Genomic DNA, 26882 nt, shown 5'->3' on the forward strand with positions numbered 1-26882 from the left:
GATGGGCCGCAAAGCGGCCCCAATCCCCACCGGCTGAAGCGGCCTCAGCGGGTGGCAATCCAGATCAACAACCCTGCCTGAAACACCGCAAACGCCACCAGGCAGGTAATGGTGAAGCGCAAACCGCTGTCTTCGCGGTGGTACTTGGCCACCCGCTCATCGCGCTCGCGCAGTTGCGCTTCTTTTTCCTGCAACTGCTGGTCCGCCTGCTGCAACAGGTTGGCAGCATCCAGAATGTCAACCCGCTGCAGGCGCTCGTTGCTCCAGGCGGCCTTCAGCTGGCCGACGGTCATGTCCACGGTACGGCCCTTCAGGTGCTGGCTGTCCTCGTATTCCACCTCGATACCTACCCCGCGCAGGCAGTTGTCACGGCGCAGGCGGGAGTCTTCGTTCAGCGCATCCTTGCTTGGCAACGCCATGCCCACTACCTGGTAGTGCGACCATTTGCGCTGCAGCCACTGCGCCGCCTGGGCCAGCATGAAGCGGCCGATGCCACGGTTCACGGGCTCCAGTTGCAGGCCATGCTCATTGCCAATGCGCACCAGGCGCTCGGCATGGTCGACACGGATGTCCAGGCGGTTCTGCTCTTTGTGCACCTTCTGGCCGGGCAGTTGGATTTCCATGCGCAGCAGGCTGTGCGCCTTGTCATGGCGCTCGGCATAGCCGAACTGCACAAAGCGCAGCGGCCGGGCGCCGGTGCTGCGGTCGGTGGGCAGTGCGGCCAGGCGCAGCAGCTGGAAGTGTTCGGCGGCAAGCTCGGCCCAGGGCAGGGCGGGGCTTTCCTGGGGGGCTTCGGCCGGCTCTACGGCGGCGGGGGCGATGGTCATCAGGGCTTGTCCTCGGCTATGCCTGCTGTATCGGCAGGCTTGCCCGAGACCTGAGCCCCATTGCCTCACGCCGAAGGCAAATGCTGGATGAACGTCACAATTCGCTCACCCAGCTCGCGCGCCAGCGGCAGTTCGGGGTTGAGGTAGCTGTCGCGCTGCTGGCTCATGCTTTTGGGGCTGATGCGCAGCATGTGGTTCATGCCGTCGATCAGCACCAGCTGCGCGTCCGGCTTGGCCGCCTTCAGCCGTTGGGCGTCTGCCACGTCCACCTGCACATCGTTGCGCCCCTGCACGATCAGCGCGGGCATGGGCAGGCGGGCAAAGGCGGCTGCCGGGTTTTGCTGGAACAGCGAGATCAGGTACGGCTGCACGCTGGGGCGAAACACCTGGCGCAAGGGTGCCGGCACTTCGAGGCTGGTTTGCCCGGCCTGCAAGCGGTCGAGCAGGGCGCTGCCACCGGCCAGTTGCGCCGGGGGCAGGCGCAGGGCCAGTTGCTCGCGCAATACGTCGGCCATAGGCCGGCCGCTGCCGGCCAGGGTGATCACCGCGCTGGCACCGGCCTGTTCGGCGGCCAGGCTGGCGATCAGTGCCCCTTCGCTGTGGCCGATGAGGATCAGCGGGCCGAAGCGCGGGTCGGCTTTGAGCTTGTGGCTCCAGGCGACCACATCGGCTACATAGCGCTCCACGCTGAGGTCACGCTCGTCAGGTGTGGCCGGCTGGCTGGCGGCCACGCCGCGCTTGTCGTAGCGCACGCTGGCGATGTGCTCGTTGGCCAACAGCAGGGCCAGGCGCTTGAGGTTGTCGACCCTGCCCGAGGCCGGGTTGTTGCCGTCACGGTCGGTGGGGCCGGAGCCGGCAATGATCAGTACCACCGGCGGCGGCGTGGCCTGTTGTGGCAGCAGCAGGCTGCCGTGCAACACGCCTTGGCCGGTGTCCAGGTCGATCGGGCGTTGCAGTACGGTGGGTGCGGCGGCCTGGGCCAGGCCGGTGCACAGCAGGAAGAGGAAAGCGACGAGGCGCGGCATCATGCGGTACTACATGGGGAGATGGTGCTTTGACCCAATGTTTGCGGGAAGGTTCGAAGGCCAGCACAGACAACCCATCCATCTGTATACTGCCTGCTTTTCGTCCATTTCAGGCAGATCTCGCGGAGCGTCCATGTCCGGCAATACCTACGGCAAGCTGTTCACTGTCACCACCGCTGGCGAGAGCCATGGTCCGGCGTTGGTCGCCATTGTCGATGGATGCCCACCAGGCCTGGAAATTTCCCTCGCCGACCTGCAGCACGACCTCGACCGGCGCAAGCCCGGCACCAGCCGTCACACCACCCAGCGCCAGGAAGCCGACGAGGTGGAAATCCTCTCCGGCGTGTTCGAAGGCCGCACCACCGGCTGCTCGATCGGCCTGCTGATCCGCAACACCGACCAGAAGTCCAAGGACTACTCGGCCATCAAGGACCTGTTCCGCCCGGCCCACGCCGACTACACCTACCATCACAAGTACGGCGTTCGCGACTACCGTGGCGGTGGCCGCAGCTCGGCCCGTGAAACCGCCATGCGCGTGGCGGCCGGTGCTATCGCCAAGAAGTACCTGGCCAGCCAGGGCATCACCGTGCGCGGCTACATGAGCCAGCTGGGCCCGATCGAAATCCCGTTCAAAACCTGGGAATCGGTGGAGCAGAACGCCTTCTTCAGCCCCGACCCGGACAAAGTGCCAGAGCTTGAGGCCTACATGGACCAGTTGCGCCGTGACCAGGACTCGGTGGGCGCCAAGATCACCGTGGTCGCCGAAGGTGTCATGCCTGGCCTGGGTGAGCCGATCTTCGACCGCCTGGACGCGGAACTGGCCCATGCACTGATGAGCATCAACGCGGTCAAAGGTGTGGAAATCGGCGCCGGTTTCGCCAGCGTTGCCCAGCGCGGCACCGAACACCGTGACGAGCTGACCCCGCAAGGCTTCCTCAGCAACAACGCTGGCGGCATCCTGGGTGGCATCTCCTCGGGCCAGCCGATCGTTGCCCACCTGGCGTTGAAACCCACTTCCAGCATCACCACCCCAGGCCGCTCGATCGATATCGACGGCAACCCGGTGGACGTCATCACCAAAGGCCGCCACGACCCGTGCGTGGGCATCCGTGCCACGCCGATCGCCGAGGCGATGATGGCCATCGCGCTGATGGACCACCTGCTGCGTCACCGCGCGCAAAATGCCGATGTGAAGGTGAATACCCCGGTGCTGGGCCAGCTCTGATCCACCCGTGCCGGCCTCCTCGCGGCGTCTAACCGCCGCGAAGAGGCCGATGCAGGTCGCCACAAGGCTATCTCATGCAGCCCATCCCCTACTGGCGCTTGTCCAGCTTCTACCTGTTCTACTTCGCCCTGCTAGGCTCCACCGCCCCCTTCCTGGCGCTGTACTTCGACCACCTGGGTTTTTCCCCGGCACGCATCGGCGAGCTGGTGGCCATCCCCATGCTGATGCGCTGCATCGCCCCCAACCTGTGGGGCTGGCTGGGCGACCGTACCGGCCAGCGGTTGTTGATCGTGCGGTTGGGCGCGTTGTCGACACTGGCCACCTTCGCCCTGATCTTCTTCGGCAAAAGCTACGCCTGGCTGGCACTGGTGATGGCCCTGCACGCGTTCTTCTGGCATGCGGTGCTGCCGCAGTTCGAAGTCATCACCCTGGCCCACCTGCACGGGCAAACGTCGCGCTACAGCCAGGTGCGCCTGTGGGGCTCGATTGGCTTCATTCTCACGGTAGTTGGCCTGGGCCGCTTGTTCGAATGGCTGAGCCTGGATATCTACCCGGTGGCGCTGGTCACGATCATGGCTGGCATCGTCGCCGCCAGCCTGTGGGTACCCAATGCCCAGCCGCTGGAGCAGGGCGAGCGCAGCGGCGCGGGTGGCTTCCTGCAGCAGTTGCGCGCCCCGGGGGTGATGGCGTTCTACGCCTGCGTGGCGTTGATGCAGCTCAGCCACGGGCCGTATTACACGTTCCTTACCCTGCACCTGGAGCACCTGGGCTACACGCGCGGTGCCATTGGCCTGTTGTGGGCGCTGGGGGTAGTGGCCGAGGTGCTGATGTTCATGGTCATGAGCCGCCTGTTCGCCCGTTTCAGCGTGCAGCGGGTGTTGCTGGCCAGCTTCCTGCTGGCGGCCATACGCTGGTTGTTGCTGGGCAATCTGGCAGGTGAGCCGGCCGTGCTGATATTCGCCCAGTTGCTGCATGCGGCCACTTTCGGCTGCTTCCATGCCGCCAGCATTGCCTTTGTGCAGGCCAGCTTCGGCGCCCGTCAGCAGGGTCAGGGCCAGGCGCTGTACGCGGCGCTGTCGGGTACCGGCGGTGCGTTGGGGGCGTTGTACTCAGGCTACAGCTGGAAGCTGTTGGGCCCCACCTTCACCTTTGGTATGGCCAGTGCCGCAGCCTTGGCCGCAGCCGTTATCATTGCCCTTCGTTCGCAATCGACCAGGACCCGCCCCTGATGAGTATTCTCAGCGTTTTCCACCCCGACAGCCCGGCACTGCCGAACAAGGTGCTGACTCACCACGATGACATCGCTGCCACATTGGCCGAGCACGGAGTGCGCTTTGCCCATGCCGAGCATGGCCTGCGGGTGCGCCCCGGTACGGCCCAGGATGAGGTGCTGGGCGCTTGCCGTGTATACCTGGACCAGTTGATGACGGGGCATGGCAGCAAGGCGTTCGTGCTGTTGAACCGTGACGGTGAGGACCCGGTACAGGTCGATGTGCGCGATGAGCATGTGCATGACGCCGACGAGGTGTTTGCCGTGGTCGGAGGGCGTGCGCAGGTGGGCCTGCGGTTGGGCGGCTGGGTGTATTCGGTGCTGTGCGAGAAAGGTGACCAGCTTGTGATACCGGCGGGGACGCGCCGCTGGGTTGAGCTGGGCGACACGCCGTTTTGCCTGGCGTTGCGCTTGTACGGCAGCGAGCAGGGCGTGCAGGCGCGGTTCACCGGGGATGTGGCTGCACGGGCGTTTTTGGGGATTGACGAACTGTAGTGGCCCTACCGACCTCTTTGCGGGCAAGCCCGCGAAGAGGCCATGTCAGGCAGTTTCAAATTCAACGGTAGGTCGGCAAGGCAAACCGCTGTTGGCTCTGCAGCATGGTAATCACCGGCAACTCACTGGCCTGCTCGGCCAAGTCGCGACGGATGGCACTGATCGCCCAGGACAGCTGTTCGGCACTGTGCAGTTGCCCATAGGTCAGCACCCGGCGGGTAACCTTGCCATCCGCCGCACGCAGGGTAAGCAGCACACCGCCATCGGGGCGGGCTTGGGTATTCACCTGATAGGCCGAAAATACCGAAACGAACTTTTGCTGGATGAGGTCCATATCAACTCCTGGCTGTTGTAGGGCAGACGTGAGTTGATGGTTGCAGTGACCGTGCCAGAACGCTGATTAGCGAAAAGCCCAGTAAATACAGGCTCTTACGGGTTATTTACGGAAGCGGCATCGTGCAGGCTGCATGGTCGTGCATTTTGCACAGTGCATTTTGCACGGGTCGGGATTTGCCTATCGGCCCTATAGAATCTGAACCTTTGACCGCAATGGCATGCCTGACGAAAACTTGGGCAATCAAATATGCCAGGAGGTTCCCGATGTCCAGCCAAACCGCACCCGCCACCATGAACGATGACGAAGCCGCTGCATTCGCCGAGCAGGTGTTCGAACGTGCCCGTCAGGGCGACGCCGACATGCTCGGGCGCCTGCTTGCCAGTGGCCTGCCGCCCAACCTGCGCAACCACAAGGGCGACACCCTGCTGATGCTGGCCAGTTACCATGGCCAGCATGACGCGGTGCGCGTGTTGCTGGCGCAAGGTGCCGACCCATTGATTGCCAACGACAACGGCCAACTGCCTATTGCCGGTGCAGCGTTCAAGGGGGATCTGGCGATGATTCGCCTGTTGCTTGAGCACGGTGTGCCAGTGGATGCCGCCGCGCAGGATGGGCGTACTGCGCTGATGTTGGCAGCCATGTTCAACCGCAGCGAAATCATCGACTACTTGTTGGCCCAGGGCGCCGACCCGGCGCGCCAGGATGCACGCGGCGCCACGGCGCTGATGGCGGCCCAGACCATGGGCGCGGTGGACGCCGCCGCACGCCTGCAAGCGCTGGCCGGCTAACCGCCTGGGGGCATTTGCGGCTATCCTTGGCGACTTTTCACCCGTCGCAGGCCCCCTTTCATGAAAACTCAGTTGCTCGAATTCATCAGCCTCATTGGCGCCGGCTGCATGCGCGAGGCAGACATCGAGCGCATCGCCGCCGAGGCCGCCGAGGCCTACGCCGACCCTGTCGCCTTCCTGGCCGCCAACCCTGATATCAATTACGACGACAGCTTCCCGATCCCGCTGGGCGAATGGGTGGTGCTGGGCAGCCTGCCGGACACCGTGGTGTTCCAGGCCGACAGCTATCAGGACCTGTTCCAGCAGATCAGCGATTCGTTCGACAACAGCGTGCCGTTTACCCTCAAGCCCAAGCAGCTGGCCCGTACCGAGCCACTGACCGCGCTCAATCGCATCCAGGTGCAGATGGGCGCGCTGAACAAGGAGGCCGGTGGTTATGTGCTGCTGAACTTCAGCCAACTGCTGGACGACGAACTGCAGATGGTGATGGTGGGGCAGAACGACCTGGCGCGGGTGCTGAAGCTGGGAGCAGAGCTGGGCATCAAGGTCGAGCCGGCCTTGGAAGCCCTGAAAGTCGCCGTACACATCTAAAGCCTGGCGCGGTTCCTTGTAGGAGCGGCCTTGTGTCGCGAAAGGGCCGCGAAGCGGCCCCGGCATTTTATGCGGCGAAGCTGAAAATGCTGGGGCCGCTTCGCGCCCCATCGCGACGCAAGGCCGCTCCTACAGGCCGGTGTTTAGCCTCAGCCTAATGCGGTATCCAGGAACATCATCACCGCAAACCCACCCATCAACCCCAGGGTCGCTGCTGTCTGGTGCCCGTTGCGGTGGGTTTCGGGAATCACCTCGTGGCTTACCACAAAGATCATGGCCCCCGCCGCCAGCCCCATGCTGATGGGGTAGGCGAGGGCAAAGCCGGTCGAGATCCCCAGCCCGATCACCGCCCCCAGCGGCTCCATCAGCCCCGACCCTATCGCCACCAGCGCGGCCTTCAGGTTCGACAGGCCCGTGGCACGCAAGGCCAACGCCACGGCCAGCCCCTCGGGGATGTCCTGGATGGCAATGGCGCTGGTCAGCGGCAGGCCGATGTTCATATCGCCGTTGGCAAAGCTCACGCCAATCGCCATGCCTTCAGGCAGGTTATGCAGGGTAATCGCCAGCACGAACAACCAGACTCGGCTGATGCGCTCGGCTTCGGGGCCGCACGGGCCGGTGCTTTCGTGTTCATGTGGGGTGAAACGGTCCAGGCCCAGCATCAGCAGCACCCCCAGGCCCATGCCCAACACGACGGTAAACGCCGCAGCCGGGCCGTTGCCGGTGATCTCGCGGGCAGCGTCCAGGCCCGGCAGAATCAACGAAAACGAGCTGGCGGCCAGCATCATGCCGGCGGCAAAGCCCAGCATCACGTCCTGGGTACGCGCGCTGACATCGCGCAGCACCACCGCCAGCACCGCGCCCAGCGCGGTGGCGCCAAAACCGGACAGCCCGCCCAGTACGGCCAGGTGCAGGTTGTCGGCATGGTCGCCGTTCACTGCGTTCCAGAAGCTGGCGGCCAGCAGCACGCACACGGCCAGCAGGCTCAGCCCCAGGCCGGCGCTGAGCCAAGGGGTACTGGTAACCTGCTGGCGCCAGGCGTGCAGCAGTGAGGATGGAGCGGCGCTTTGGCTATGGGCGGGGGGCATGCGAACCTCGAATCAATGAATACTGGCAGTCTACTCAGGGACCTGCGCCAATCGCCAAGGATTCCCTTCTATTGGCGCGATAGCTGACTATGCTGTGCAGCAAAGCCTCTGGACAGGAGTTTAGGCATGGGGTCTACATTCAACAGCCTGATCGGGCTGATCATTCTGGCGCTGGACATCTGGGCCATCCTCAATGTGATCAAGAGTGGCAGCGAGGTGGGCATCAAGGTGTTGTGGATACTGCTCATTGCCCTGCTGCCGGTGGTAGGGCTGGTGATCTGGGCGATTGCCGGGCCGCGGGGGAATGTGCGGATCTGAGCCATGTGAGTTGCTCGCTGCGGGTGCGGTGAAACAGACATAAGCGGTAATGGGGCCGTGACAAAATTTTCACATTGGTTTAAACAGAATCCGCACCCGCACAATGCTGCGTTGGTCTAGCGCCACCGCCTCTTCGCAAACCGCAATCCTAGGACCTTCCCATTCATGGCTAACACGGACGCCTTGAAGCAACAGGGCGCGCGAACGTCGCTTTCGCCGACCCTGAAATCCCACCTGGCCTACACGCTGCTCAGCGGCCTGGTGATCATGCTGATGCTCAGCCTCGTGCGCCTGGCGCTGCTGGTCTACAACAGCGACATGATCGGCGAGACCCCTTATTCGACCGTCGCCGAAGGCTTCGTCAACGGCTTGCGCTTCGACCTGCGGGTGGTGGTGTACATCAGCATTCCGCTGCTGCTGGCCATCCTCAGCCCTTGGGCCATGGCGCGGCGCGGCGTGTTCCGTTTCTGGCTGACCCTCGCCTCGAGCGTGGTGATGTTCCTCGGCCTGATGGAAATGGACTTCTACCGCGAGTTCCACCAGCGCCTGAACGGCCTGGTGTTCCAGTACATCAAGGAAGACCCGAAAACCGTCATGAGCATGCTCTGGTACGGTTTCCCGGTGGTGCGCTACCTGCTGGCCTGGGCCTTCGGCACTTGGCTGCTGAGCCTGCTGTTCAAAGGTATCGACCGCGCGACCCGTGGCGATGGCCTGCAGCGCGTGGCGCCGTGGTACAAGCGTGTGGCGGTGTTCATGGTGATTTTGCTGGTGGCCGTGGTCGCTGCCCGTGGCACCCTGCGCCAGGGCCCACCGATGCGCTGGGGGGATGCCTTCACCACCGACTCCAACTTCGTCAACCAGCTGGGCCTGAACGGCACCCTGACCCTGATCGACGCTGCCAAGAGCCGCTTCGGCGAGGACCGCGCCAATATCTGGAAGCCGGTGCTGGAGCAGAACCTGGCCACGCAAAGCGTGCGCGAGCAGCTGCTGACCGCCAACGACACCTTGGTCGATGCCGACGAGGCAGCCATCCGCCGCGACTTCGTGCCGCCGGCTGAGCGCACCCTGCCGATCAAGAATGTGGTGGTGATCCTGATGGAAAGCTTCGCCGGCCACTCGGTAGGCGCGCTGGGCAGCCCCAACAACATTACCCCGTACTTCGACAAGCTGGCCAAAGAGGGCCTGCTGTTCGACCGTTTCTTCTCCAATGGCACCCATACCCACCAGGGCATGTTCGCCACCATGGCCTGCTTCCCCAACCTGCCAGGTTTCGAATACCTGATGCAGACCCCGGAAGGCGGCCACAAGCTGTCTGGCCTGCCGGCCTTGCTCAGCGCCCGTGATTACGACGACGTGTACGTCTACAACGGCGACTTTGCCTGGGACAACCAGTCCGGTTTCTTCGGTAACCAGGGCATGACCACCTTCATCGGCCGTAACGACTTCGTGAACCCGGTGTTCTCCGACCCGACCTGGGGTGTGTCTGACCAGGACATGTTCGACCGCGGCAACGAGGAGCTGGCCAAGCACGACGGCAAGAAGCCGATCTACGCGCTGCTGCAGACGCTGTCCAACCACACGCCCTATGCGCTGCCCAAAGACCTGCCGGTAGAGAAGGTGACTGGCCAGGGCCGCCTGGACGAGCACTTGACCGCCATGCGCTATTCGGACTGGGCGCTGGGCCAGTTCTTCGAGAAGGCGCGTAAAGAGCCTTACTTCAAGGACACCCTGTTCGTCATCGTCGGCGACCATGGCTTTGGCAACCACCAGCAGGTCACCGAGCTGGACCTTGGCCGGTTCAACGTACCGCTGCTGCTGATTGCCCCGGGCATTCAGGAGAAGTTTGGTGCGGTCAACCACACGGTGGGTACCCAGGTCGACATTGTGCCGACCATCATGGGCCGCCTGGGCGGCCAGACCCGTCATCAGTGCTGGGGCCGTGACCTGCTCAACCTGCCTGAGGGCGACCAGGGCGTTGGCATGATCAAACCGTCTGGCAGCGAACAGATCGTCGGCCTGGTGCAGGGCGACCGCATCCTGATCGAGTCCAAGGACATGTCCCCGCGCATGTACCGCTACCAGCTGGGCAGCGAGTTCAAGGCCGAGTTGATCGAAAGCCCAGACCAGCCGGAAATGCTCAAGAAGCTGGAAGCGTATATCCAGACCGCGACCAAGAGCCTGCTGGATAACACCGCCGGTGTCGTGCACGGCACACCTAAGTAAGGCCGTAAACCGGGCCGCTATGCGGCCCATTCGCGGTTAAAGCGGACTGAACATTCCTTCAGCCCCAAGGTCACTTATTCAGGCATCACCCAACTGGTGTTCTTGAATTGAGAGGGCGCGTTCAATGAAAGAGTGGGAAGTCATCTTTGCCGATCAGAAAGGCGAACCGTCCACCATGACGCTGCGGGCCGAGCACTGTCCCAGCGAAGAGGACGCCGCGCGGGCCATTCGTTCGCACCTGTTTCCGGTGATGGACGAGCTGGACCTCAACGACTTCCAGGACCGCACCATTTCCCCGACCGCCCGCTGGCTCAAGGAGCATAGCGGCGTGACCATCACCAGCATCCACGAAGCGCTCTGAGCCACACGTTTGCGTGGTGCTCTTGCAGGCACTACGCTGGTGGAAGGTGCTTGCCTGATCTGTGGGTGGGCACTGCATCAATTCGCGTCTTGCATCAGCTCGAACTGCCCGGCCGCTGCCGGCAGGTGCGTAGTGCACGGAAAGTCTATCCATTGCTTTATTCAGGAGGACGATTCATGAGCAGCCAGAACGACGATATCAGCAGCAACGTCCTGCGCCAGATGAAAGCAGGCGGTTTCGACTTCACCCAGGTCCACCCCATCGAGTTCTACGCCGTTTTCCCGGATGAAACAGGGGCCCGCCGTGCGGCTGGGCAGTTTCGCGGGGAATCGCTCAATGCCCAGGTGAAGGAACTGGGTGACGGTGCCTGGCACCTGGAACTGAGCAAGGTCATGTACGCCACCCATGGTGGGATCGGTGACTTCGAAGAGGCATTCGAGCAGCTGGTGACACCTTATGGGGGAGAGGTGGAAGGTTGGGGCGTCAAGCAAGAGCGGCCCATTGCCTGAACGTATTGTGTTGCCTTCTTCGCGGGCTTGCCTGCGAAGAAGCACGCACCGCCTTCAGGGCCTGCGCCCAGCCATATGCCCCAAATAGGCCAACAGCGCATCCAACTCCTGCTCGCTCAAAACACTCTCGGCAAACCCAGGCATTTTCGCCTGCGGCCACCGTCGCAGGCTCTGCGGGTCACGTATCAACTTGCGTAGATAGGCGGGTTGAAAATACTCGGTCGGGTTGTGCGGCACATTCAAATCCGGCCCCACCTGCGCGTCCCCCGCGCCGTTCAGCCGGTGGCATGCCAGGCAGTTCTGCTGAAACAACGCAAAGCCCTGACGCACAGGGTTGTCGGCTGGCAGCTTCGGGTCGGGCAGCAATGCGGGAAAACGCTGTTCCACCGGGGCCAGTTTGCGCAGAGTGGACACCTGAAACGGCCACTGTTCCGGCCGGATGCCGCTGGCCTCCGGTGCAGTCCACACCAGGTAGAACGGCCCCGCGCTTGGCTTGCCCTGGCCCAGTGGCGGCCACGGCTTGCCGGGGTCTTCCACGGCCAGCCAGGCCTGTGCCGGCCCTTGCTGCAGCAGTGGTGCGGCGGGCATCTCGGCGGCAAACCCATCCAGCGCCACGGCCTGCAGGTGATCGCTGGCGTTCACGCCCTCCAACAGTGTGGCCAGCGGCACTGCCCGGTAGCGCATGGGGCGTTTGTAGGAAACGTCCTGCTCGATACTGATATCCCGGGCTTGCGGGTGGTCAAGCAGTTCGGCGCTGCTCCACTGGCGCGTAGTGACGCCCAGTTCAAGGTGCAGTTGCGCCGCCGACAGTGGCAGGCTCAGGAGCAACGCTAACAGGGCAAGGCAGTGGCGCATGGGCAATCTCCGACCATCGAGGTCAGCAGGTTACCTGTGCGCTGGCCATTGCCGCCACCGCTGCACTCAGCCGAACAAACGTGTGAGGTTCGGCAGGATCAGCAGCAAAGTCGTGGCGAAGAGAATAAGCCCAGCTTGGCGAAGTTTCGATTGTCTGAACATGGCGGACCGCCTTCTTGTTGTTATTCCTGAATACCCGTTGGCTTCCTTGTCGCGTTTCGGGTCGATCGCAGTAGCGTTGTGTGGCGCCTGAACTGCTTGCCTCTTGAACGTGGATATACAACCAACAGTAGGGTGTGCGTCATCCATGTTTGAGAACCCTTTGTTCTAATGGCCAGATTCAATGATTTCGTTTTGCTATGAGGCCATGTGCCAGCTGGCTGGCATGCTCTGGCTAGACGGTGGCGCAAGTGCCAGCGGCGCACCGACGAAATGTGACCGTTCGTCAGTGCAGCCTACTTGCTTGTACGTGCCTTTCGCGTCAGTCTCTACAGCAGATTCCCACCCATGTCGTTCAGGACTACCCCTATGTCGTTACGCGTCTGCATCCTTGAAACCGATGTCCTGCGACCGGAGTTGACCGCGCAGTATCAGGGCTACGGCAGGATGTTCGAGCAGCTCTTCTCGCGTCAGCCGATCGCCGCCGAATTCCGTGTGTATAACGTGATGAACGGCGACTACCCCGCCGACAACGAAGTGTTCGATGCCTACCTTGTGACGGGCAGCAAAGCCGATTCGTTCGGAACCGACCCGTGGATCCAAACCCTCAAGGCCTACCTGCTCAAGTTGTACGAGCGCGGTGAGAAGCTGCTGGGTGTGTGTTTTGGCCATCAATTGCTGGCCTTGACCCTGGGTGGCAAGGCCGAGCGGGCCGAGAAAGGCTGGGGCGTGGGCATCCATCGCTACTCGCTGGCGGCGCATGCGCCGTGGATGGACCCGGAGGTGTCGGAGCTGACCTTGCTGATCAGCCACCAGGACCAGGTGACCGAGCTGCCGGAAGGCGCGACGGTGATTGCCTCCAGCGATTTCTGCCCGAACGCGGCGTACCACATTCGCGACCAGGTGCTGTGCTTCCAGGGCCACCCGGAGTTCGTGCATGACTACTCCCGCGCGCTGCTCGATGCGCGCCAGGACTACCTGGGTGACGAGGTGTACCACAAGGCTGTGGCCAGCCTGGCCACCGAGCACCAGGGCGACCTGGTGGGGGAGTGGATGCTGCGCTTTATCCAGCAGCCGGCGAGCAAAGATACCGCTGCATGATGGCAAAGGGGCCGCGACGCGGCCCCGACAATTTCAAAGCCAGCCCGACTTCTTGAAACTGGCATACAACCCTGTGCACCCCGCCGCTATCACCCCTAGCACCGCAAAGTACCCATAGTGCCAGCTCAGCTCCGGCATATTCTGGAAGTTCATTCCGTAAACCCCGGCAATGGCCGTGGGGAACGCCAGGATCGCCGCCCAGGCTGCGAACTTGCGCTGCACGATGCTCTGCCGTGACGACTCCAGCAGCATGCCGATCTCGATGGTCTGGCTGGCGATGTCGCGGATGCCGGCCAGGTCCTCCATCTGCCGCGTCACATGGATCTGCACATCACGGAAGTACGGGCGCATGTTCTTGTCGATGAATGGGAAGTTCAGCCGCTGCAGTTCTTCGCTCACTTCCACCATCGGTGCCACGTAGCGGCGCAGGCGCAGGATATCGCGGCGCAGGCTGTGCAGGCGACGGATGTCATCCTCTTGCAGCGAACCACCCAGCACGCTTTGCTCCAGCTCTTCGATCTCGCCATGAATGGCCTCGCTGACCGGCTGGTAGTTCTCGGTCACGAAGTCGAGCAGGGCATACAGCACGAAGTCTTCGCCATGCTCCAGCAGCAATGGCCGCGCCTCGCAGCGCTGGCGAACCATGGCGTAGGATTTGGAGTGGCCGTTGCGGCAGGTGATGATATAGCCGTTGCCAGCGAAGATATGGGTTTCGATGAACTCCAGCTTGCCCTCGTGGCGCACTGGCGAATAGGTGACGATGAACAGCGCGTCGCCGAAGGTTTCAAGCTTGGGCCGGCTGTGCTTTTCCAGGGCATCTTCGATGGCCAGTTCGTGCAGGTTGAACTGGCACTGCAAGTTGGCCAGTTCCTCGGCGTTGGGCTCTTCCAGGCCGATCCACACGAAATGCCCCGGCTTGCGGGCCCACTCGCTGCCTTCGTCGATGCTGATGTTGGTGACCTTTCTGCCGGCGCTGTACACCGCCGATGCCACGACTCGCCCCATGGTTGTCCGCTTATTCCGGTTGAACACGGGTACAGCTTGGTCTGTACCCGGCTCAAGAGCAACCCGGATCAGGCCAGCTCGTTTTCCATGCGGTCAATGCACTGCTGCATCTGCCCCCGACACTGCTCGATCAGTTGCGGCAGGTCCTGCAGGGTCATGCCCGCCGTGGCAATCGGTGGCAGCGAGCGCACGATCACCGTGCGTGGGTGCCAGCTGTTCAGGCTCAGGCGCCCGGCATAGCGGCTGACGCATACCGGCACGATCGGCACACCGGCCTCGATGGCCATGTGAAACGCGCCTTTCTTGAACGCCAGCAAACGCTCACCGGCATTGCGGGTGCCTTCGGGGAAAATCCAGATCGAGGTGTCGTTCTGCAGAACACGGGTGGTTTTCTGCATGGCCTTGCGTGCCTGGTAGGCATTCTTGCGGTCTATCAGCACGTTGCCGCCCAGCCAGAACAGCTGGCCGAACAGCGGGATCCAGCCCAGGCTTTTCTTGCCGATGGCCACGGTGCGTTGCGGCACCACCTGGCCCAGTACGAACAGGTCGAAGTTGGACTGGTGGTTGGCAACGATCACACAGCCGGGCGGTTGGTCCCACAGCGGGCCGACCTCAGCCTTGACCTTGATGCGCATCAGCCAGGTGGCCGGCAAGCTGTAGAGGTGGGCGAACAGGCGGCTGTTGTCGGGGTTGAACGGGCGGCACAGGCCAATGAGCAGGCCCACGGCGCCAACGGCAAGAAAATGCAGCGCCAGCAAAAGCATGCGCAATGAATAAAGCATGGTACGGCTCACACCAGACAGTCGCCGGGGAGTGTACGGATGTGCACTGGCTGGGGCAAACCTTGGCGTATGCCCCTTTCGCGGGTTTACCCGCGAAAGGGGCCGGTGCGGTCAGCCCATATGGTGCTGGTCCAGCTCGATTGCCTTGTCCAGCGCCTCCAGCAGCCCTTTGCGCACTTTCAGCTTGGTGTTCTTGTGCGCCAGCATGTTCAGCTTCTTCAGTTCCCGCGCGGCGGCCAACGCCGCGTCCTGCAACTGCTCGGCCGGCACGACCTTGTCGAGGAAGCCGGCATCCACCGCACCCTGTGGGTCAAACACTTCGGCATTGATCACCGAGCGGTGGAAGGCCGAGCGGCGCAGGCGGTCGCGAGCCAGTTCAATGCCAGCATGGTGCATGGTCATGCCGATCTGCACTTCGTTCAGGCACACCTTGTACGGGCCTTCCACGCCAATGCGGTAGTCGGCTGACAGCAGCAGGAAGGCACCTTTGGCCACGGCATTGCCTGGGCAGGCGACCACGACTGGGAACGGGTGCGACAGCAAGCGGCGGGCCAGGGTGGAGCCGGCAGTGACCAGGCCGATGGCCTCTTTCGGCCCGCTGGTCATCACCTTGAGGTCGTAACCGCCTGACAGAATGCCCGGCTGCCCGGTGATGATCACCACCGCACGCTCTTCGGTGGCGCGGTCCAGCGCTGCGTTGAAGGCAGTGATGACGTCCGGCGAGATGGCGTTGACCTTGCCGTTGTTGAGGGTCAGGGTGGCGATGCCGTCTTCGGCGTGGTAGGTAATCAGCTCGCTCATGGCAGAGTCCTTTTGTTGGCGTGGCGACGACGTTACCCAGCGCCAGAGGCCAGGTAAAGCAGCAAGGCTGACTGGTCGGTCAGCGTTCACCGCGCCTCAAATGCAAATACATGAAAAATTTGAAAAAAGTGCTTGCCAAAGGGAATGTCTTTCACTAAATTAGCGCACCTCGACGGGCCGCACGGCTTGAAGAGAAACGGTGAAGTGTCCGAGTGGTCGAAGGAGCACGCCTGGAAAGTGTGTATACGAGAAATCGTATCAAGGGTTCAAATCCCTTCTTCACCGCCACATTCTACGAAGAGCCCCCGCGCTGAAAAGCTCGGGGGCTTTTTGTTTTCAGGGCCATTAGGGCTGCTGCGCAGCCCATCGCGACACAAGGCCGCTCCCACAGGGATCGCGTCAATTTCAGAGTGGGCCGCAAAGCAGCCCCAAAAGCTTAGAAACTGACCGAAGCCGAAAGCCGGGCGGTACGTGGCGCGCCCTGGAACAGGTAGTTATCCCCCAGATAATCCCCCACATCGTGCCAATAGCGCTTGTCGAACAGGTTATCCACGGTCAACCGCAGCACCGTGTCATACCCACCAATACGGGTACGGTAGCGGCTGCCGAGATCGAACACGGTATACCCGCCAACCTCCACATTCCCCGCCTGGCTCGCGTACTTGCTGGCGCTGTACCGCGCCCCGCCCAACAGCGCCAGCCCCGGAACCGGCAGCGAATATTCCGCGTGCATCGCTGCTCGGAATTTTGGCACGTTGATCGCCTGGTGCCCTTCATAAGCCTCGGTACCGCTGTTCTGCACCCGTGCGCGAATGGCGGCTGCGCTGGCCTGCAACTGCAAGTTCGAGGTCACCCAGCCGCTGGCGCCCAGTTCCAGGCCGGTGTTTTTTTGCTGGCCTTGCTGCACGTAAGTGAAGTGGCCGGCACCGTCAGGGCGCGCGTACTGGTAAGCCTGGCGGATCTGGAACAGCGCGGCACTGAAACTCAGGCCCTGCCAGTCGTGCTTGAGGCCCAGTTCCAGCTGGTGGGAGGTTGTCGGCGCAAGGATCTCGAACGTGTTCTCGGCGAACCAGGGGGCAGTACCGCCCGCTGACAGGCCTTTGGCGTAGCTGGCATATACCGTGGTATTGGGCTGCGGTTTGAAGATGATCGCGGCGCTGGGCAGCAGCTCGTATTGACGGGTGTGGCGCCCGGCAAGGCCGTTTTCGTCCCAGGTCTTTTCATCCAGGCGCACTTCTCGGGCGCCCAGCACGGTCTGCCATTGTTCGTTGAAGCTGATCCGGTCGCTGATGAACAGGCCGTACTGGCGGCTATCGAGGCGGCGCTCGCTAGACTTGATGGGATTGTCGGAGGGGTCAAAGGCGGGCGCACCGGTATGGATGTTGCCTGTGCCTACCCATTCCATATAGCTGGGCCGCTGATCCAGTGTGCGCCGCTGCGCGCTGGCACCCATGGTCAACTCATGCCCCACACCTAGCGCATCGAACCGCCCGTTGAGCATGGCCTGCGCCTCGTCGGTGCGGCGGGTGTCGTCGGGGCTGCGGAAGTCGTAGATGTCATAGTCACCATTACTGCCGAAAAACGCGCCTTCGCTCGAGCCCCAGGCAAACGCGCTGTAGTCGTCGATCACCACCTTGCTGCGCGAGGCGCTCAAGGTGCCGGTCCAGGCCTCGTCGAAACGGTACTCGAAGCGCCCGGCAAGGTTCAGCGAGTCGCTTTGCACAGGCTTTGCCCAGTGCTGGTAGGCCAAGCGATCATCCGGGTCGATGCCATGGGGCACTTCAGTGCCGCCGAGCAGTTGGTAACCCGGCACCGAGCGTTGTTCGCGGTGCTGGTACTCGGCATCCAGCTGCAGGGTGGCATCTGGGTTGATCTGCCAGTCGAATGCCAACGAAGCGAAGTCGCGCTTGCCGTCGGCGTGGTCGACGTAGGAGCGGATATCTTCGTGGGCCAGGTTGGCGCGCAGGCCGAACTGCTTTTCGCTGCCGAACCAACCGCCCAGGTCGGTGGCCAGGTAGCGTTCGCCTTGTTCGTTGGTCGACACCGTAAGGCTGCGTACCTCTTCGGCGCGCTTGGTCACATAGTTGATCAGGCCGCCCGGTTCTGAAACGCCGCTCTGCAGCCCGGACAGGCCCTTGAGCAGCTCCACCTGTTGCTTGTTCTCCAGGGCCACGTTCTGCTCGCCAGCGATGGTCTGGCCATTGATGCGATAGCTGCTGGCGGCATTCAGTTCGAAGCCGCGTACATTGAAGTTCTCGTAGTAGCCGATGGGCGCATAGCTTTCGCCGACCGAGGCGTCGCTTTGCAGCACCTCGCTGAGCATGCGCACCTGGCGGTCTTCCAGCAGTGGCTGGCTGAACACGCTGACAGAGGCCGGTGTATCGAGCAACGGCGCAGGCTGGAAGCCGCTCACAGCGGCCTGGCGTGCCTGGTAGCCGTCATTGGCGTAGGTGTCGGAGACCTGCAGTGGGGCCAGCACCACGCTGTCTTCGGCAAGCACATTTTGGCACTGCAGGGCCAGGCCCAGGCTGAGCAGGCTCAGGGGCAGGCGGGGGTGACGCGAGGGCATGCGGGGGCTCCGACCATGAAAAAGGCGGCATCTTAACAGCCGCCTTCAACAGAGAACGATCGGGGCCCCGCGAAATTCAACCTGTACCGGTCGGCCGCTTGTGCTGCCGCCAGTTGTCATCGATTTTCGACCAGGTCTTGCCATCGGTGATGGCCAAGAGCTTTCGCCCATCCTTGAAGGTGGCCAGGAAGGTCGCTTCCTCTTCCTTGCCACCCAGCCACAGCCCGGCCAGCAGCCCCACTGGCCCTGCCACCAGGGCGCCGGCCACGCCCCAGCCCAAGGCGCTGCCCAGGCTGCGGCTCGGTTCCAGGCTGGCCAGCCGCAAGTCGCTGATGCGGGCCAGGGAAATCCGCTCGCCGGGGGAGGGGCTGCGCGGAGTCTTGAGTGTGAGCGATCCGTTGCGATACTCGCCTTCACCTTGCAAGAAATCGCCGGATTGCACCGTGAGTCTTGTCATAAAGTCGTCCTGTCAGGGAAAGGGCATTTTCCAGCGCCTACTGAGCGCTGCCCAGGCAGGCAAGTCAACGGCCATGCGACGGAGGGTCGTGCGGTGCTTTGTCGCCATGGTTGATTGAAACGTTTCATGCCAGTGGCAGGGTTTTCTTGCGCTTGCGCTCGGCCAGCCCCCACGCCAACAACGCCAGCCCGCCAATGACCAACCCTGCGACCACAATGCCCATCCAGCCTTGGCGCTGGAACAACTGTGTACCCAGCAACGACCCCAGTGCCCCGCCAATGAAGTAGCAGGTGATGTACCCGGCATTGAGCCGCGTGCGCGCTTCGGGCCGCAGGGCGATCACCGCATTCTGGTTGCTCACGTGCACCAGTTGCACCGCCAGGTCGAGCATCAGCACGCCCAGCAGCAAGGCCAGCAACGACTGCTCGGCGAAGCCCAGCGGCAGCCACGCCAGCAGCAACACCACCAGGCCGACGGTGGTGCCCAGCGAGCCCTTGCCACGGTCGGCCAGGCGCCCGGCCCAATTGGCCGACAACGCACCCGCTGCGCCGGCCAGGCCGAACAGGCCGATAACCGCATCCGAATAATGGTAGGGGCCTTTAGCCAGCAAAAATGCCAGCGGTGTCCAGAACAGCGCGAACAGGCTGAACGACAGCAGGCCGAGCAACGAGCGCAGGCGCAGTACCGGCTCTTCAAGAAACAGGCGGAACACCGAGCCGATCAGCGCCGGGTACTTCAGCCCGGCATGGCTGTGGTGTTGCGGCAGGCTGCGGTACAGCGCCACGGCGGTGATCGCCATCAGCACGGCGGCCAGCACGTAGATGCTGCGCCAGCCGCCCAACTCGGCCATGAAGCCGGCAGCGGTACGCGCCAGCAGAATGCCCAGCAGCAGGCCGCTCATCAGCGTGCCGACCGCGCGCCCTCGCTGATGCGGCTCGCTCAGGGTCGCGGCCATCGGCACGAGGATCTGCGCCACCACCGAGAACAGCCCGGTCAGCGCTGTGCCAAGGATCAGCCAGGGCAGGCTTGGCGCACAGGCGCTGATGACCAGGCCCAGGGTGGAAATAACGGTCATCACGGTGATCAGCCGGCGCTGCTCGAACAGGTCGCCCAGCGGTGCCAGCAGCAACAGGCCGGCGCCATAGCTGAGCTGCGCGGCAATCACGATGCTGCCGGCGCTGGCGGTGCTCAAGCCAAACTGCTGGGCGATGCTGTGCAGCAGCGGTTGGGCGTAGTAGTTGCTGGCCACGGCCAGGCCGGTGGCAGTAGCCATCAGCAGGATCAGGGCGCGGCTGAGAGTGGGGGTGTGCATGCGGTTCTCGTGGCGGGCGGTAGTGTTGGGATGATTATCAGGAAGTGTGTGTCATGACACCAATGTATAGTTTTCAACTTATCAATCTTGAAAGCAGATAGATCGATGAACCTCAAGCAGCTCGAATACGCCCTTGCCGTGGCCGACACAGGCAGTTTTACCCGCGCGGCCGAGCGTTGCCATGTGGTGCAGTCGGCCCTCAGCCATCAGGTGGCGCGGCTGGAGGCACAGCTGGGCGTGAGCCTGTTCGAGCGTAGTTCGCGGCGGGTACGCCTGACGCCGGCAGGTGAGGCCTTTGTGCTCAGTGCCCGACCGGCGGTGGAAGCGGCTGGGCGCATTGCCGATGACGTGGCGGCGGCCTGCGGCCAGGTACGCGGGCGGTTGGCGATTGGCGAAATCAGCTCGCTCACCGCGCTGGACCTGGTCGACCTGTTGGCGGTGTTCCACGACCGTTACCCGGACGTGGATGTACGCTGGCTGACGGCCAAGAGTGAATTGCTGATCGCCGATGTGCTCGAGCGGCGCCTGGACGTGGGCTTCATAGGCCTGTGGCAGGGCGAGGTGGTGCAGGGCGTGCAGCACCGTTTGCTGGCCAGGGAGGAACTGGTGGCGTTGTTGCCGTTGCGGCATCGGCTGGCGGGCAGGGGGCAGCTGGCGCTGGCTGACCTGGCGGGCGAAGTGCTGGTGGACTTCCCTGAAGGCACCGGAGCGCGACGGCAGACCGATGAGGCGTTTCAGGCGGCGGGGTTGCAGCGTCGGGTGCAGTTCGAGATCGGTCATGTGCGCCTGGTGGAGAAGTTCGTGCAGCGGGGCATGGCGGTGGGTTTGGTGCCGGAGCGGGTGGCCCAGGGCTTTGAAGGTGTGGCGCTGGCGCGGGTGGTGGATGCGCCGGTGCGGCACCTGTATGCCGTGTGGTCCTGCAGCCCGACGCCTGCTGCTCGGGCTTTTCTGGAGGTGATGGAACAGCGTCTGGGTGCTGGGAATGGTTGAACCTGTTCCGGTTTTCTCGCCGGAACAGGCAAACCTTCAATCAGGCTGCGAACCCACCGTCCACCGTCAGGCTGGCCCCGGTGATGTACCCGGCTTCAGGCCCCGCCAGGTAAGCCACGAAGCTGGCAATTTCCTCTGGCTCGCCATACCGGCCGATCGCCATCAACGGGATCAGGCTCTCGGCAAACTCGCCGCTGGCCGGGTTCATGTCGGTGTCCACTGGCCCCGGTTGTACGTTGTTCACGGTAATGCCCTGCGGCCCGAGGTCACGCGCCATGCCGCGGGTCAGGCCAACCAGCGCAGACTTGCTCATGGCGTACGGCGCACCGCCGGCAAACGGCATGCGCTCGGCATTGGTGCTGCCAATGTTGATGATGCGCCCACCCTGGCCCATGTAGCGTGCGGCGGCCTGGCTGGCGACGAACACACTGCGTACGTTCACCGCCAGCATGCGGTCGAAGTCGGCCAGGTCGAATTCGGCCAGCGGGGCCACCGCCAGCACGCCGGCGTTGTTGACCAGGATATCCAGCCTGCCGAAGGCCTTCACGGCGTCATCCACTGCCAGTTGCACGGCCGCTGCATCGGCGCTGTCGGCCCGCAGGGCCAGGGCTTTGCCACCGTTTTCGCTGATTTCGCGGGCCAGTTCTTCTGCCGGGCCGGCAGAGCTGACATAGGTGAAGGCCACGTGCGCGCCTTCGCGGGCCAGGCGCCGTACGATGGCCGCACCAATACCGCGGGAACCGCCCTGAACCAGGGCCACTTTGCCTTCGAGTGAAAGTTGCTTGGACATGCTGATCTCCTGCTGGAAGCCAGGCCGAAATGCCTTGGATGGGCAAAGTATCGGCGCTTGATTACCTGCTGATAAGATGGCAATCACTATCAGCAGAGTAAACCTTGGGTTGCTAATCATGGCCGTGGAATCGTTCAACGCGTTGGAATGCTTCATCCGCAGTGCCGAAGTCGGCAGTTTTGCCGAGGCGGCCAGGCGCCTGAGCATTACCCCGGCTGCTGTGGGCAAGCATGTTGCCCAATTGGAAGCGCGTCTGGGTGTGCGGTTGTTCCAGCGTAGTACCCGCAAGCTGACCTTGACTGAAGCAGGGCGGCGTTTTCTTGGCGAGGTCAGCGACAGCTTCCGCACTATCCAGTACGCCGTGGCCAACCTGGCCAGCGCCGAAGGCCAGCCGGCCGGGTTGCTGCGGGTGAGCATGGGCACGGTGTTCGGGCGTTTGTACGTGCTGCCGTTGCTGAGCGAATTCTTGCGCCGCTACCCGGCGATTACCCCGGATTGGCATTTCGACAACCGCCAGGTCGACCTGATTGGCCAAGGCTTCGATGCCGCGATTGGCGGTGGTTTCGAACTGCCGCCAGGCGTGGTGGCGCGCAAGCTGACCCCGGCGCACCGGGTGCTGGTGGCGGCACGGGCCTATCTGCAGCAGCACGCGCCAATCGACGACCCGCAGGTGCTGCACCGCCATGAGGGTATTCTGATTCGTTCACCGCAGACCGGGCGGGTGCGCTCATGGCCGCTGACCAGTCGCTGGCAGGCGCAGCAGCCACTGCAATTGCGCCAGGCGATGACCATGAGCGATTCGGACGCGGCTTGCGCGGTGGCCGAGCAAGGGCTGGGTATTGCCCTGGTGAGCTTGCCGTTTGCCGTGCCGTACCTTCAGGCAGGCCGGCTGCGGCGGGTGTTGCCGGACTGGTACGTGGATGATGGGCATATCAGCCTGTATTTCGCCGAGCACAAGCTGATGCCGGGCAAGACCCGGGCGTTCATCGATTTTGTCGTGGAGCAGTTTGCCGAGCAGGGGTTGGCGGGGCGGTTCGATGCTTTGCAGGCCCTTTGACGTTGCAGCACTTTTCCTGGGTTGATGCGCTCCTGCAATGACCGCGTTAGGCCAGGCGCGAAGAGGCCGGGTCAGGCAACATCAACAATGAACAATAACTGCTGGCCCAGATTCACCTCGTCATCGATCTTCTTGCCCATCAACTGCTGCCCCAACGGCGAGCGTGGGGTAATGACTGTCACCAGCCCATCCCCCTCGCCAATTTTCAACCCAGCGGCTTCTGGCCCGAGCAATAGCCGGCGTTGCCCACCAAGCTCATCCTCCAGCGTCACCAGGTTGCTCACCTGCACCCCGCGCGCCGGGTCGTAGTCACGCAGTAGCAGTTGCTGGTAAATCAACAGCGCCTGGCGGATTTCCCCGCTGCGGCGGGCCTGGCCGGTGGCCAGGTACGAGGCCTCCAGGCCCAGGGTGTCGTACTTGTTCTCGGCAATGTTCTCTTCGGCGGTGGCGGCCTCGTAGGCGGTTTGCGCTGCGCGGGTCAGCACATCCAGGTCGTGCTCGAGGGTGGCGACGATCAGCGCCAGCAGGTGGGGCTTGTTCATGGTCAGTAACAGAACTCCAGCACGTTGGCCTGGCTTTTGTCGGTGGGCGCGGTACGGTTCTGCTGCAGCCAGAACTGGCACTTGGGGCTGTTCAGGTTGCGCGGGTTGCCCTGGGCGGCGTCGGCGGCCTGTTGCAGTTCCTGCTTGTGCAGGATGTCCTTGTAGCGCTCGAACATTTCGGCCTGGGTATCCTGGGCCGCAGCCGGCGCAGGTGGTGCGGCGGGGCGGTACGCGTTGGGTGCTGCAGCCTGGGCCAGAGGTTGTACCTGCTGTGGCCACCATTGCTGGGCCAGCCACAGGCTCACGGCAATGGCCACGGCGCCCAGCCACAGGCCCAAGGCAACGCACAGGATCAACTGCAACGGCTTGAGGGTGATTTTCAGTTCACGGTGGCGGGGCATGGCAGCCTCCTGGCAAGGTGGTCGGGGTGCATTGTCGCATGCGCATGGGCATTTTTCCGCGCAGGTGCTTTTGTCGGCGACAATTTATGCGCAGAATTCGCGGTTTTTGCATCAGCACGGGAGGGGCGCATGAACGCCACCTGGGACATCTTCTGCAGCGTCGTCGACAACTACGGCGACATCGGCGTGACCTGGCGCCTGGCCCGGCAGTTGGTGGCCGAGCATGGCATGGCCGTGCGCCTGTGGGTGGATGACCTCAACGCCTTCGTGCCCATGTGCCCCGGTGCCGATGCCACCGCTGCGCAGCAGTGGCAGCACGGTGTGGATGTACGCCACTGGCCGGCGCAGTGGTTGCCGGTGGTGCCGGCCGATGTGGTGATCGGCGCGTTCGCCTGCCAGCTACCGGCGGCTTATGTCGAAGCCATGCGTGCCCGCCCGCTGCCGCCGCTGTGGCTGAACCTTGAGTACCTTAGCGCCGAGGATTGGGTGGAGGGTTGCCATGGCTTGCCTTCACCGCAGGCCAACGGCCTGCGCAAGGTGTTTTTCTTCCCGGGGTTTACCGAAAGAACCGGTGGCTTGCTGCGCGAGGGCTCGCTGCTGGCGCGGCGTGACGCGTTCCAGCAGTCCGCCGATGCGCGCCAAACCTTCCTGCAAGGGCTTGGCGTAAACCCTGTGCCGGGGGCGTTGCTGGTCTCGCTGTTCGCCTACGAAAACCCACAGTTGGCCAGCTGGCTCGATGCCCTGGCTACAGGTGCGCAACCGTGTCACCTGCTGGTGCCGCAAGGGCGCATCGTCGCAGGGCTCAGCCAGTGGCTTGGCGAGGCGCAACTGCAGGTGGGCGATGTGCGCACGCGTGGGGCGCTGACCGTACAGGTGCTGCCTTTCGTCAGCCAGGACGACTTCGACAGGCTGTTGTGGAGTTGCGACTTCAACGCCGTGCGCGGTGAGGACTCGTTCGTGCGTGCGCAGTGGGCGGGGCAGCCGATGCTGTGGCACATCTATGTGCAGGACGAGAATGCCCATTGGGAAAAGCTCGAAGCGTTTCTGGCGCATTATCGCCGTGGCTTGTCAGGCGATGCCGATGCCGCCTTGCTTGGCCTGTGGCGCGCCTGGAACATGGATTTCGACATGGGCCAGGCCTGGCAGGCGGCCCGCCAGCATTGGCCAGAACTGCAGCAACATGCCCGGCGTTGGGTGGTGAGACAGGCCGCTCAGCCGGACCTTGCCACAGCGCTAGTACACTTTTACCGAAATTCGCTATGATACGCGGCCTCGATTTTTATAAATCCATCCAGATTCGGATACTTCGTAATGAAAACTGGTAAAGAACTGAAACCCGGTACCGTCCTGCGGATCGACAACGACCCGTGGCTGGTTCAAAAAGCTGAGTTCACCAAGTCGGGCCGTAACAGCGCGATCATGAAGACCAAGCTGAAGAACCTGCTGACCGGCTACAAGACCGAAACCGTATACGGTGCGGACGACAAGCTGGACGACGTGATCCTGGATCGCAAAGAAGCGACCCTGTCGTTCATCAGCGGTGACTCGTACACCTTCATGGACACCACCGACTACACCATGTACGAACTGAACGCCGAAGACATCGACGCCGTTCTGCCGTACATCGAAGAAGGCATGGAAGACATCTGCGAAGCCGTGTTCTTCGAAGGCCGCCTGGTATCGGTTGAACTGCCGACCACCATCAGCCGTCAGGTTGTCTACACCGAGAACGCTGCTCGCGGCGACACCTCGGGCAAGGTCATGAAGCCTGCCAAACTGAAGAACGGCACCGAGATCCAGGTTGCCGACTTCATCCAGATCGACGAGTGGATCGACATCGACACTCGCGACAACAGCTTCAAAGGCCGTTCCAAGAAGTAATTCTTCTTGCGAGACGCAAAAAACCCGGCCTTGGCCGGGTTTTTTTATGCCTGGGCCTTACACCGTCACATGCAGGCGTACATCCACATTACCGCGGGTGGCATTGGAGTACGGGCAGACCTGGTGCGCTTTCTCCACCAGCCCTTCGGCATCCGCCTGGGCCAGGCCCGGCAGGTTGATGTGCAGGTCGATGTCCAGGCCGAAACCGCCCGGGATCTGCCCGATACCCACCTTGGCGGTGATCGAGGCATCTGCCGGCAGGGCTTTCTTCTCTTGCCCGGCCACGAATTTCAGGGCGCCGATGAAGCATGCCGAATATCCGGCGGCGAACATCTGTTCAGGGTTGGTGCCGTCACCGCCAGCGCCGCCCAGTTCCTTGGGGGTGCTCAGGCTGACGACCAGCTTGCCGTCGCTGGACTTGGATTTGCCGTCGCGCCCACCGGTGGAGGTAGCTTCTGCGATGTACAGCGGAGTGACCTTTTGCATCTTGAGCCTCGCTAATGTGCTGTGCGCTCCCGTTTGCAGGAGGGCGCGGGTTGGTGTGGGATTTAAGTTAGCGCGCAATTAGTTAGTGCGCAAGATAAATCGTCACCGCTCATCCGAACGGCCACAGCACAGCATAGTCCTCAGAGGTTTTTCTGCAGGCTCTCACGCAGGTCCAGCAGGTCCGCCTGCAGTTGCTGCAATTGCTCCAGGGTGCGCCCGCTGGCCTTGAGGATGCACTGCGGGACCTGTTTGGCCTGCTGTTGCAGGGCGCGGCCCTTGTCGGTCAGATGCACCATCACCACCCGTTCATCCTCGCGGCTGCGATTGCGCTGCAACAGGCCTTCGCTTTCCAGGCGCTTGAGCAGCGGGGTCAGCGACCCTGGGTCGGTCAGCAGATGCTGGCTGATTTCGCCCACGGTCAGGCCGTCACGCTCCCACAACACGAGCATGGCCAGGTATTGCGGGTAGGTCAGGCCCAGCGCCTGCAGCAGCGGTTTGTAGACCTTGGTCATCAGCAACGAGGTGGAGTGCAGGGCGAAGCAGACCTGGTTGTCCAGCAGCAGCTCGTCACAGGATGCGTGGGTGTCGGCGTTCATGCAGGTCCTTCAAGGTAATCAATGGGAAATTCTGGCACGCT

At 63.0% G+C, this 26882-nt stretch carries 30 protein-coding genes and 1 tRNA gene; 15 read left to right on the top strand and 16 right to left on the bottom strand.

Annotated elements, in window-relative coordinates:
* Positions 1–44 precede the first annotated feature (44 nt).
* Positions 45–827 carry a hypothetical protein gene (locus tag ACNQP3_RS06975; protein WP_012271082.1) on the bottom strand — a complete coding sequence of 261 codons (783 nt, stop codon included), beginning with the start codon at positions 825–827 and terminating at the stop codon, positions 45–47.
* Between the two features lie 65 nt (positions 828–892).
* Positions 893–1855 carry an alpha/beta hydrolase gene (locus ACNQP3_RS06980; protein ID WP_060494580.1) on the bottom strand — a complete coding sequence of 321 codons (963 nt, stop codon included), beginning with the start codon at positions 1853–1855 and terminating at the stop codon, positions 893–895.
* A 130-nt stretch (positions 1856–1985) separates the two neighbouring features.
* Between ACNQP3_RS06980 and aroC the strand changes: the two genes are divergently transcribed.
* From aroC to ACNQP3_RS06995, 3 genes are all read left to right on the top strand, one after another.
* Positions 1986–3077, top strand: coding sequence for a chorismate synthase (gene aroC / locus ACNQP3_RS06985; RefSeq protein ID WP_012271084.1), 1092 nt, complete (start codon positions 1986–1988; stop codon positions 3075–3077).
* Positions 3078–3151: 74 nt separating this feature from the next.
* On the top strand, positions 3152–4306 hold the full coding sequence (locus ACNQP3_RS06990; RefSeq protein ID WP_012271085.1) for an MFS transporter: 1155 nt from the start codon (positions 3152–3154) through the stop codon (positions 4304–4306).
* Positions 4306–4842, top strand: coding sequence for an oxidase (locus ACNQP3_RS06995; RefSeq protein ID WP_012271086.1), 537 nt, complete (start codon positions 4306–4308; stop codon positions 4840–4842). The genes ACNQP3_RS06990 and ACNQP3_RS06995 overlap by 1 nt, the downstream gene beginning before the upstream one ends.
* Before the next feature lie 61 nt (positions 4843–4903).
* Here the strand turns inward: ACNQP3_RS06995 and ACNQP3_RS07000 are convergent, their stop codons facing one another.
* The gene (locus ACNQP3_RS07000; protein WP_012271087.1) at positions 4904–5176 is read right to left on the bottom strand and encodes a DUF3509 domain-containing protein; all 273 of its coding nucleotides are present in this window, start codon (positions 5174–5176) and stop codon (positions 4904–4906) included.
* Between the two features lie 266 nt (positions 5177–5442).
* Between ACNQP3_RS07000 and ACNQP3_RS07005 the strand changes: the two genes are divergently transcribed.
* Entirely contained in the window at positions 5443–5967 is a 525-nt protein-coding gene (locus tag ACNQP3_RS07005; RefSeq protein WP_012271088.1) for an ankyrin repeat domain-containing protein, read from the top strand.
* A gap of 60 nt (positions 5968–6027) precedes the next feature.
* Positions 6028–6558, top strand: coding sequence for a hypothetical protein (locus ACNQP3_RS07010; RefSeq protein ID WP_264316884.1), 531 nt, complete (start codon positions 6028–6030; stop codon positions 6556–6558).
* A gap of 149 nt (positions 6559–6707) precedes the next feature.
* On the opposite strand, the gene ACNQP3_RS07015 is transcribed toward ACNQP3_RS07010, so the two are convergent.
* Positions 6708–7646 (bottom strand): ZIP family metal transporter, encoded by a 939-nt coding sequence (locus tag ACNQP3_RS07015; protein ID WP_012271090.1) that lies wholly within the window; start codon positions 7644–7646, stop codon positions 6708–6710.
* Between the two features lie 126 nt (positions 7647–7772).
* Between ACNQP3_RS07015 and ACNQP3_RS07020 the strand changes: the two genes are divergently transcribed.
* The 4 genes from ACNQP3_RS07020 to ACNQP3_RS07035 all read left to right on the top strand — a co-directional run bounded on the left by ACNQP3_RS07020 (position 7773) and on the right by ACNQP3_RS07035 (position 11057).
* Positions 7773–7964, top strand: a complete 192-nt coding sequence (locus ACNQP3_RS07020; protein ID WP_264316885.1) for a PLDc N-terminal domain-containing protein — start codon at positions 7773–7775, stop codon at positions 7962–7964.
* 165 nt (positions 7965–8129) lie between these two features.
* Complete coding sequence (locus ACNQP3_RS07025; RefSeq protein WP_060494577.1) at positions 8130–10187, top strand: LTA synthase family protein; 2058 nt, start codon at positions 8130–8132, stop codon at positions 10185–10187.
* Between the two features lie 124 nt (positions 10188–10311).
* Entirely contained in the window at positions 10312–10548 is a 237-nt protein-coding gene (locus tag ACNQP3_RS07030; RefSeq protein WP_060494576.1) for a hypothetical protein, read from the top strand.
* 176 nt (positions 10549–10724) lie between these two features.
* A complete protein-coding gene (locus tag ACNQP3_RS07035) occupies positions 10725–11057 on the top strand; it encodes a ribonuclease E inhibitor RraB (RefSeq protein WP_012271094.1) in 333 nt (110 codons plus the stop codon).
* Positions 11058–11111: 54 nt separating this feature from the next.
* Here the strand turns inward: ACNQP3_RS07035 and ACNQP3_RS07040 are convergent, their stop codons facing one another.
* Complete coding sequence (locus ACNQP3_RS07040; RefSeq protein WP_060514319.1) at positions 11112–11912, bottom strand: cytochrome c; 801 nt, start codon at positions 11910–11912, stop codon at positions 11112–11114.
* Between the two features lie 528 nt (positions 11913–12440).
* On the opposite strand from ACNQP3_RS07040, the gene ACNQP3_RS07045 reads away from it, so the two are divergent.
* Positions 12441–13172, top strand: a complete 732-nt coding sequence (locus tag ACNQP3_RS07045) for an amidotransferase (RefSeq protein WP_060494348.1) — start codon at positions 12441–12443, stop codon at positions 13170–13172.
* A gap of 33 nt (positions 13173–13205) precedes the next feature.
* Here the strand turns inward: ACNQP3_RS07045 and ACNQP3_RS07050 are convergent, their stop codons facing one another.
* The 3 genes from ACNQP3_RS07050 to ACNQP3_RS07060 form a co-directional block, all read right to left on the bottom strand.
* The gene (locus ACNQP3_RS07050) at positions 13206–14177 is read right to left on the bottom strand and encodes a magnesium and cobalt transport protein CorA (RefSeq protein ID WP_012271097.1); all 972 of its coding nucleotides are present in this window, start codon (positions 14175–14177) and stop codon (positions 13206–13208) included.
* A 68-nt stretch (positions 14178–14245) separates the two neighbouring features.
* Entirely contained in the window at positions 14246–14959 is a 714-nt protein-coding gene (locus tag ACNQP3_RS07055) for a lysophospholipid acyltransferase family protein (RefSeq protein ID WP_012271098.1), read from the bottom strand.
* Between the two features lie 111 nt (positions 14960–15070).
* Entirely contained in the window at positions 15071–15760 is a 690-nt protein-coding gene (locus tag ACNQP3_RS07060; protein WP_012271099.1) for a crotonase/enoyl-CoA hydratase family protein, read from the bottom strand.
* A 198-nt stretch (positions 15761–15958) separates the two neighbouring features.
* On the opposite strand from ACNQP3_RS07060, the gene ACNQP3_RS07065 reads away from it, so the two are divergent.
* A tRNA-Ser gene (locus ACNQP3_RS07065) sits at positions 15959–16048 on the top strand.
* Between the two features lie 148 nt (positions 16049–16196).
* Here the strand turns inward: ACNQP3_RS07065 and ACNQP3_RS07070 are convergent.
* The 3 genes from ACNQP3_RS07070 to ACNQP3_RS07080 form a co-directional block, all read right to left on the bottom strand.
* Positions 16197–18329: a TonB-dependent siderophore receptor gene (locus ACNQP3_RS07070; RefSeq protein ID WP_264316886.1), complete on the bottom strand. Its 2133-nt coding sequence runs from the start codon at positions 18327–18329 to the stop codon at positions 16197–16199.
* A gap of 76 nt (positions 18330–18405) precedes the next feature.
* Positions 18406–18786 (bottom strand): hypothetical protein, encoded by a 381-nt coding sequence (locus ACNQP3_RS07075; protein ID WP_012271101.1) that lies wholly within the window; start codon positions 18784–18786, stop codon positions 18406–18408.
* Between the two features lie 124 nt (positions 18787–18910).
* On the bottom strand, positions 18911–20098 hold the full coding sequence (locus ACNQP3_RS07080; protein WP_012271102.1) for an MFS transporter: 1188 nt from the start codon (positions 20096–20098) through the stop codon (positions 18911–18913).
* Between the two features lie 105 nt (positions 20099–20203).
* Between ACNQP3_RS07080 and ACNQP3_RS07085 the strand changes: the two genes are divergently transcribed.
* The gene (locus ACNQP3_RS07085; RefSeq protein ID WP_060494346.1) at positions 20204–21088 is read left to right on the top strand and encodes a LysR family transcriptional regulator; all 885 of its coding nucleotides are present in this window, start codon (positions 20204–20206) and stop codon (positions 21086–21088) included.
* Positions 21089–21128: 40 nt separating this feature from the next.
* On the opposite strand, the gene ACNQP3_RS07090 is transcribed toward ACNQP3_RS07085, so the two are convergent.
* Positions 21129–21878, bottom strand: a complete 750-nt coding sequence (locus ACNQP3_RS07090; RefSeq protein WP_012271104.1) for a 3-oxoacyl-ACP reductase family protein — start codon at positions 21876–21878, stop codon at positions 21129–21131.
* 118 nt (positions 21879–21996) lie between these two features.
* On the opposite strand from ACNQP3_RS07090, the gene ACNQP3_RS07095 reads away from it, so the two are divergent.
* A complete protein-coding gene (locus ACNQP3_RS07095; protein ID WP_264316887.1) occupies positions 21997–22935 on the top strand; it encodes a LysR family transcriptional regulator in 939 nt (312 codons plus the stop codon).
* Positions 22936–23006: 71 nt separating this feature from the next.
* Here the strand turns inward: ACNQP3_RS07095 and ACNQP3_RS07100 are convergent, their stop codons facing one another.
* Positions 23007–23477 carry a GreA/GreB family elongation factor gene (locus ACNQP3_RS07100; protein ID WP_012271106.1) on the bottom strand — a complete coding sequence of 157 codons (471 nt, stop codon included), beginning with the start codon at positions 23475–23477 and terminating at the stop codon, positions 23007–23009.
* Positions 23478–23479: 2 nt separating this feature from the next.
* Positions 23480–23878, bottom strand: coding sequence for a hypothetical protein (locus ACNQP3_RS07105; RefSeq protein ID WP_060494343.1), 399 nt, complete (start codon positions 23876–23878; stop codon positions 23480–23482).
* 129 nt (positions 23879–24007) lie between these two features.
* Between ACNQP3_RS07105 and earP the strand changes: the two genes are divergently transcribed.
* The gene (earP, locus tag ACNQP3_RS07110; protein ID WP_060494342.1) at positions 24008–25141 is read left to right on the top strand and encodes an elongation factor P maturation arginine rhamnosyltransferase EarP; all 1134 of its coding nucleotides are present in this window, start codon (positions 24008–24010) and stop codon (positions 25139–25141) included.
* A 48-nt stretch (positions 25142–25189) separates the two neighbouring features.
* Positions 25190–25759: an elongation factor P gene (gene efp, locus ACNQP3_RS07115; RefSeq protein WP_012271109.1), complete on the top strand. Its 570-nt coding sequence runs from the start codon at positions 25190–25192 to the stop codon at positions 25757–25759.
* A gap of 57 nt (positions 25760–25816) precedes the next feature.
* Here efp and ACNQP3_RS07120 read toward each other — a convergent pair whose 3' ends face one another.
* Both ACNQP3_RS07120 and ACNQP3_RS07125 read right to left on the bottom strand, forming a co-directional pair.
* The gene (locus tag ACNQP3_RS07120) at positions 25817–26245 is read right to left on the bottom strand and encodes an organic hydroperoxide resistance protein (RefSeq protein ID WP_060494341.1); all 429 of its coding nucleotides are present in this window, start codon (positions 26243–26245) and stop codon (positions 25817–25819) included.
* 140 nt (positions 26246–26385) lie between these two features.
* Positions 26386–26841 (bottom strand): MarR family winged helix-turn-helix transcriptional regulator, encoded by a 456-nt coding sequence (locus ACNQP3_RS07125; RefSeq protein ID WP_060494340.1) that lies wholly within the window; start codon positions 26839–26841, stop codon positions 26386–26388.
* Between the last annotated feature and the right edge of the window lie 41 nt (positions 26842–26882).

This window comes from Pseudomonas sp. LFS074, assembly GCF_047978165.1.
GTDB classification, from domain to species: Bacteria; Pseudomonadota; Gammaproteobacteria; order Pseudomonadales; family Pseudomonadaceae; genus Aquipseudomonas; species Aquipseudomonas putida_P.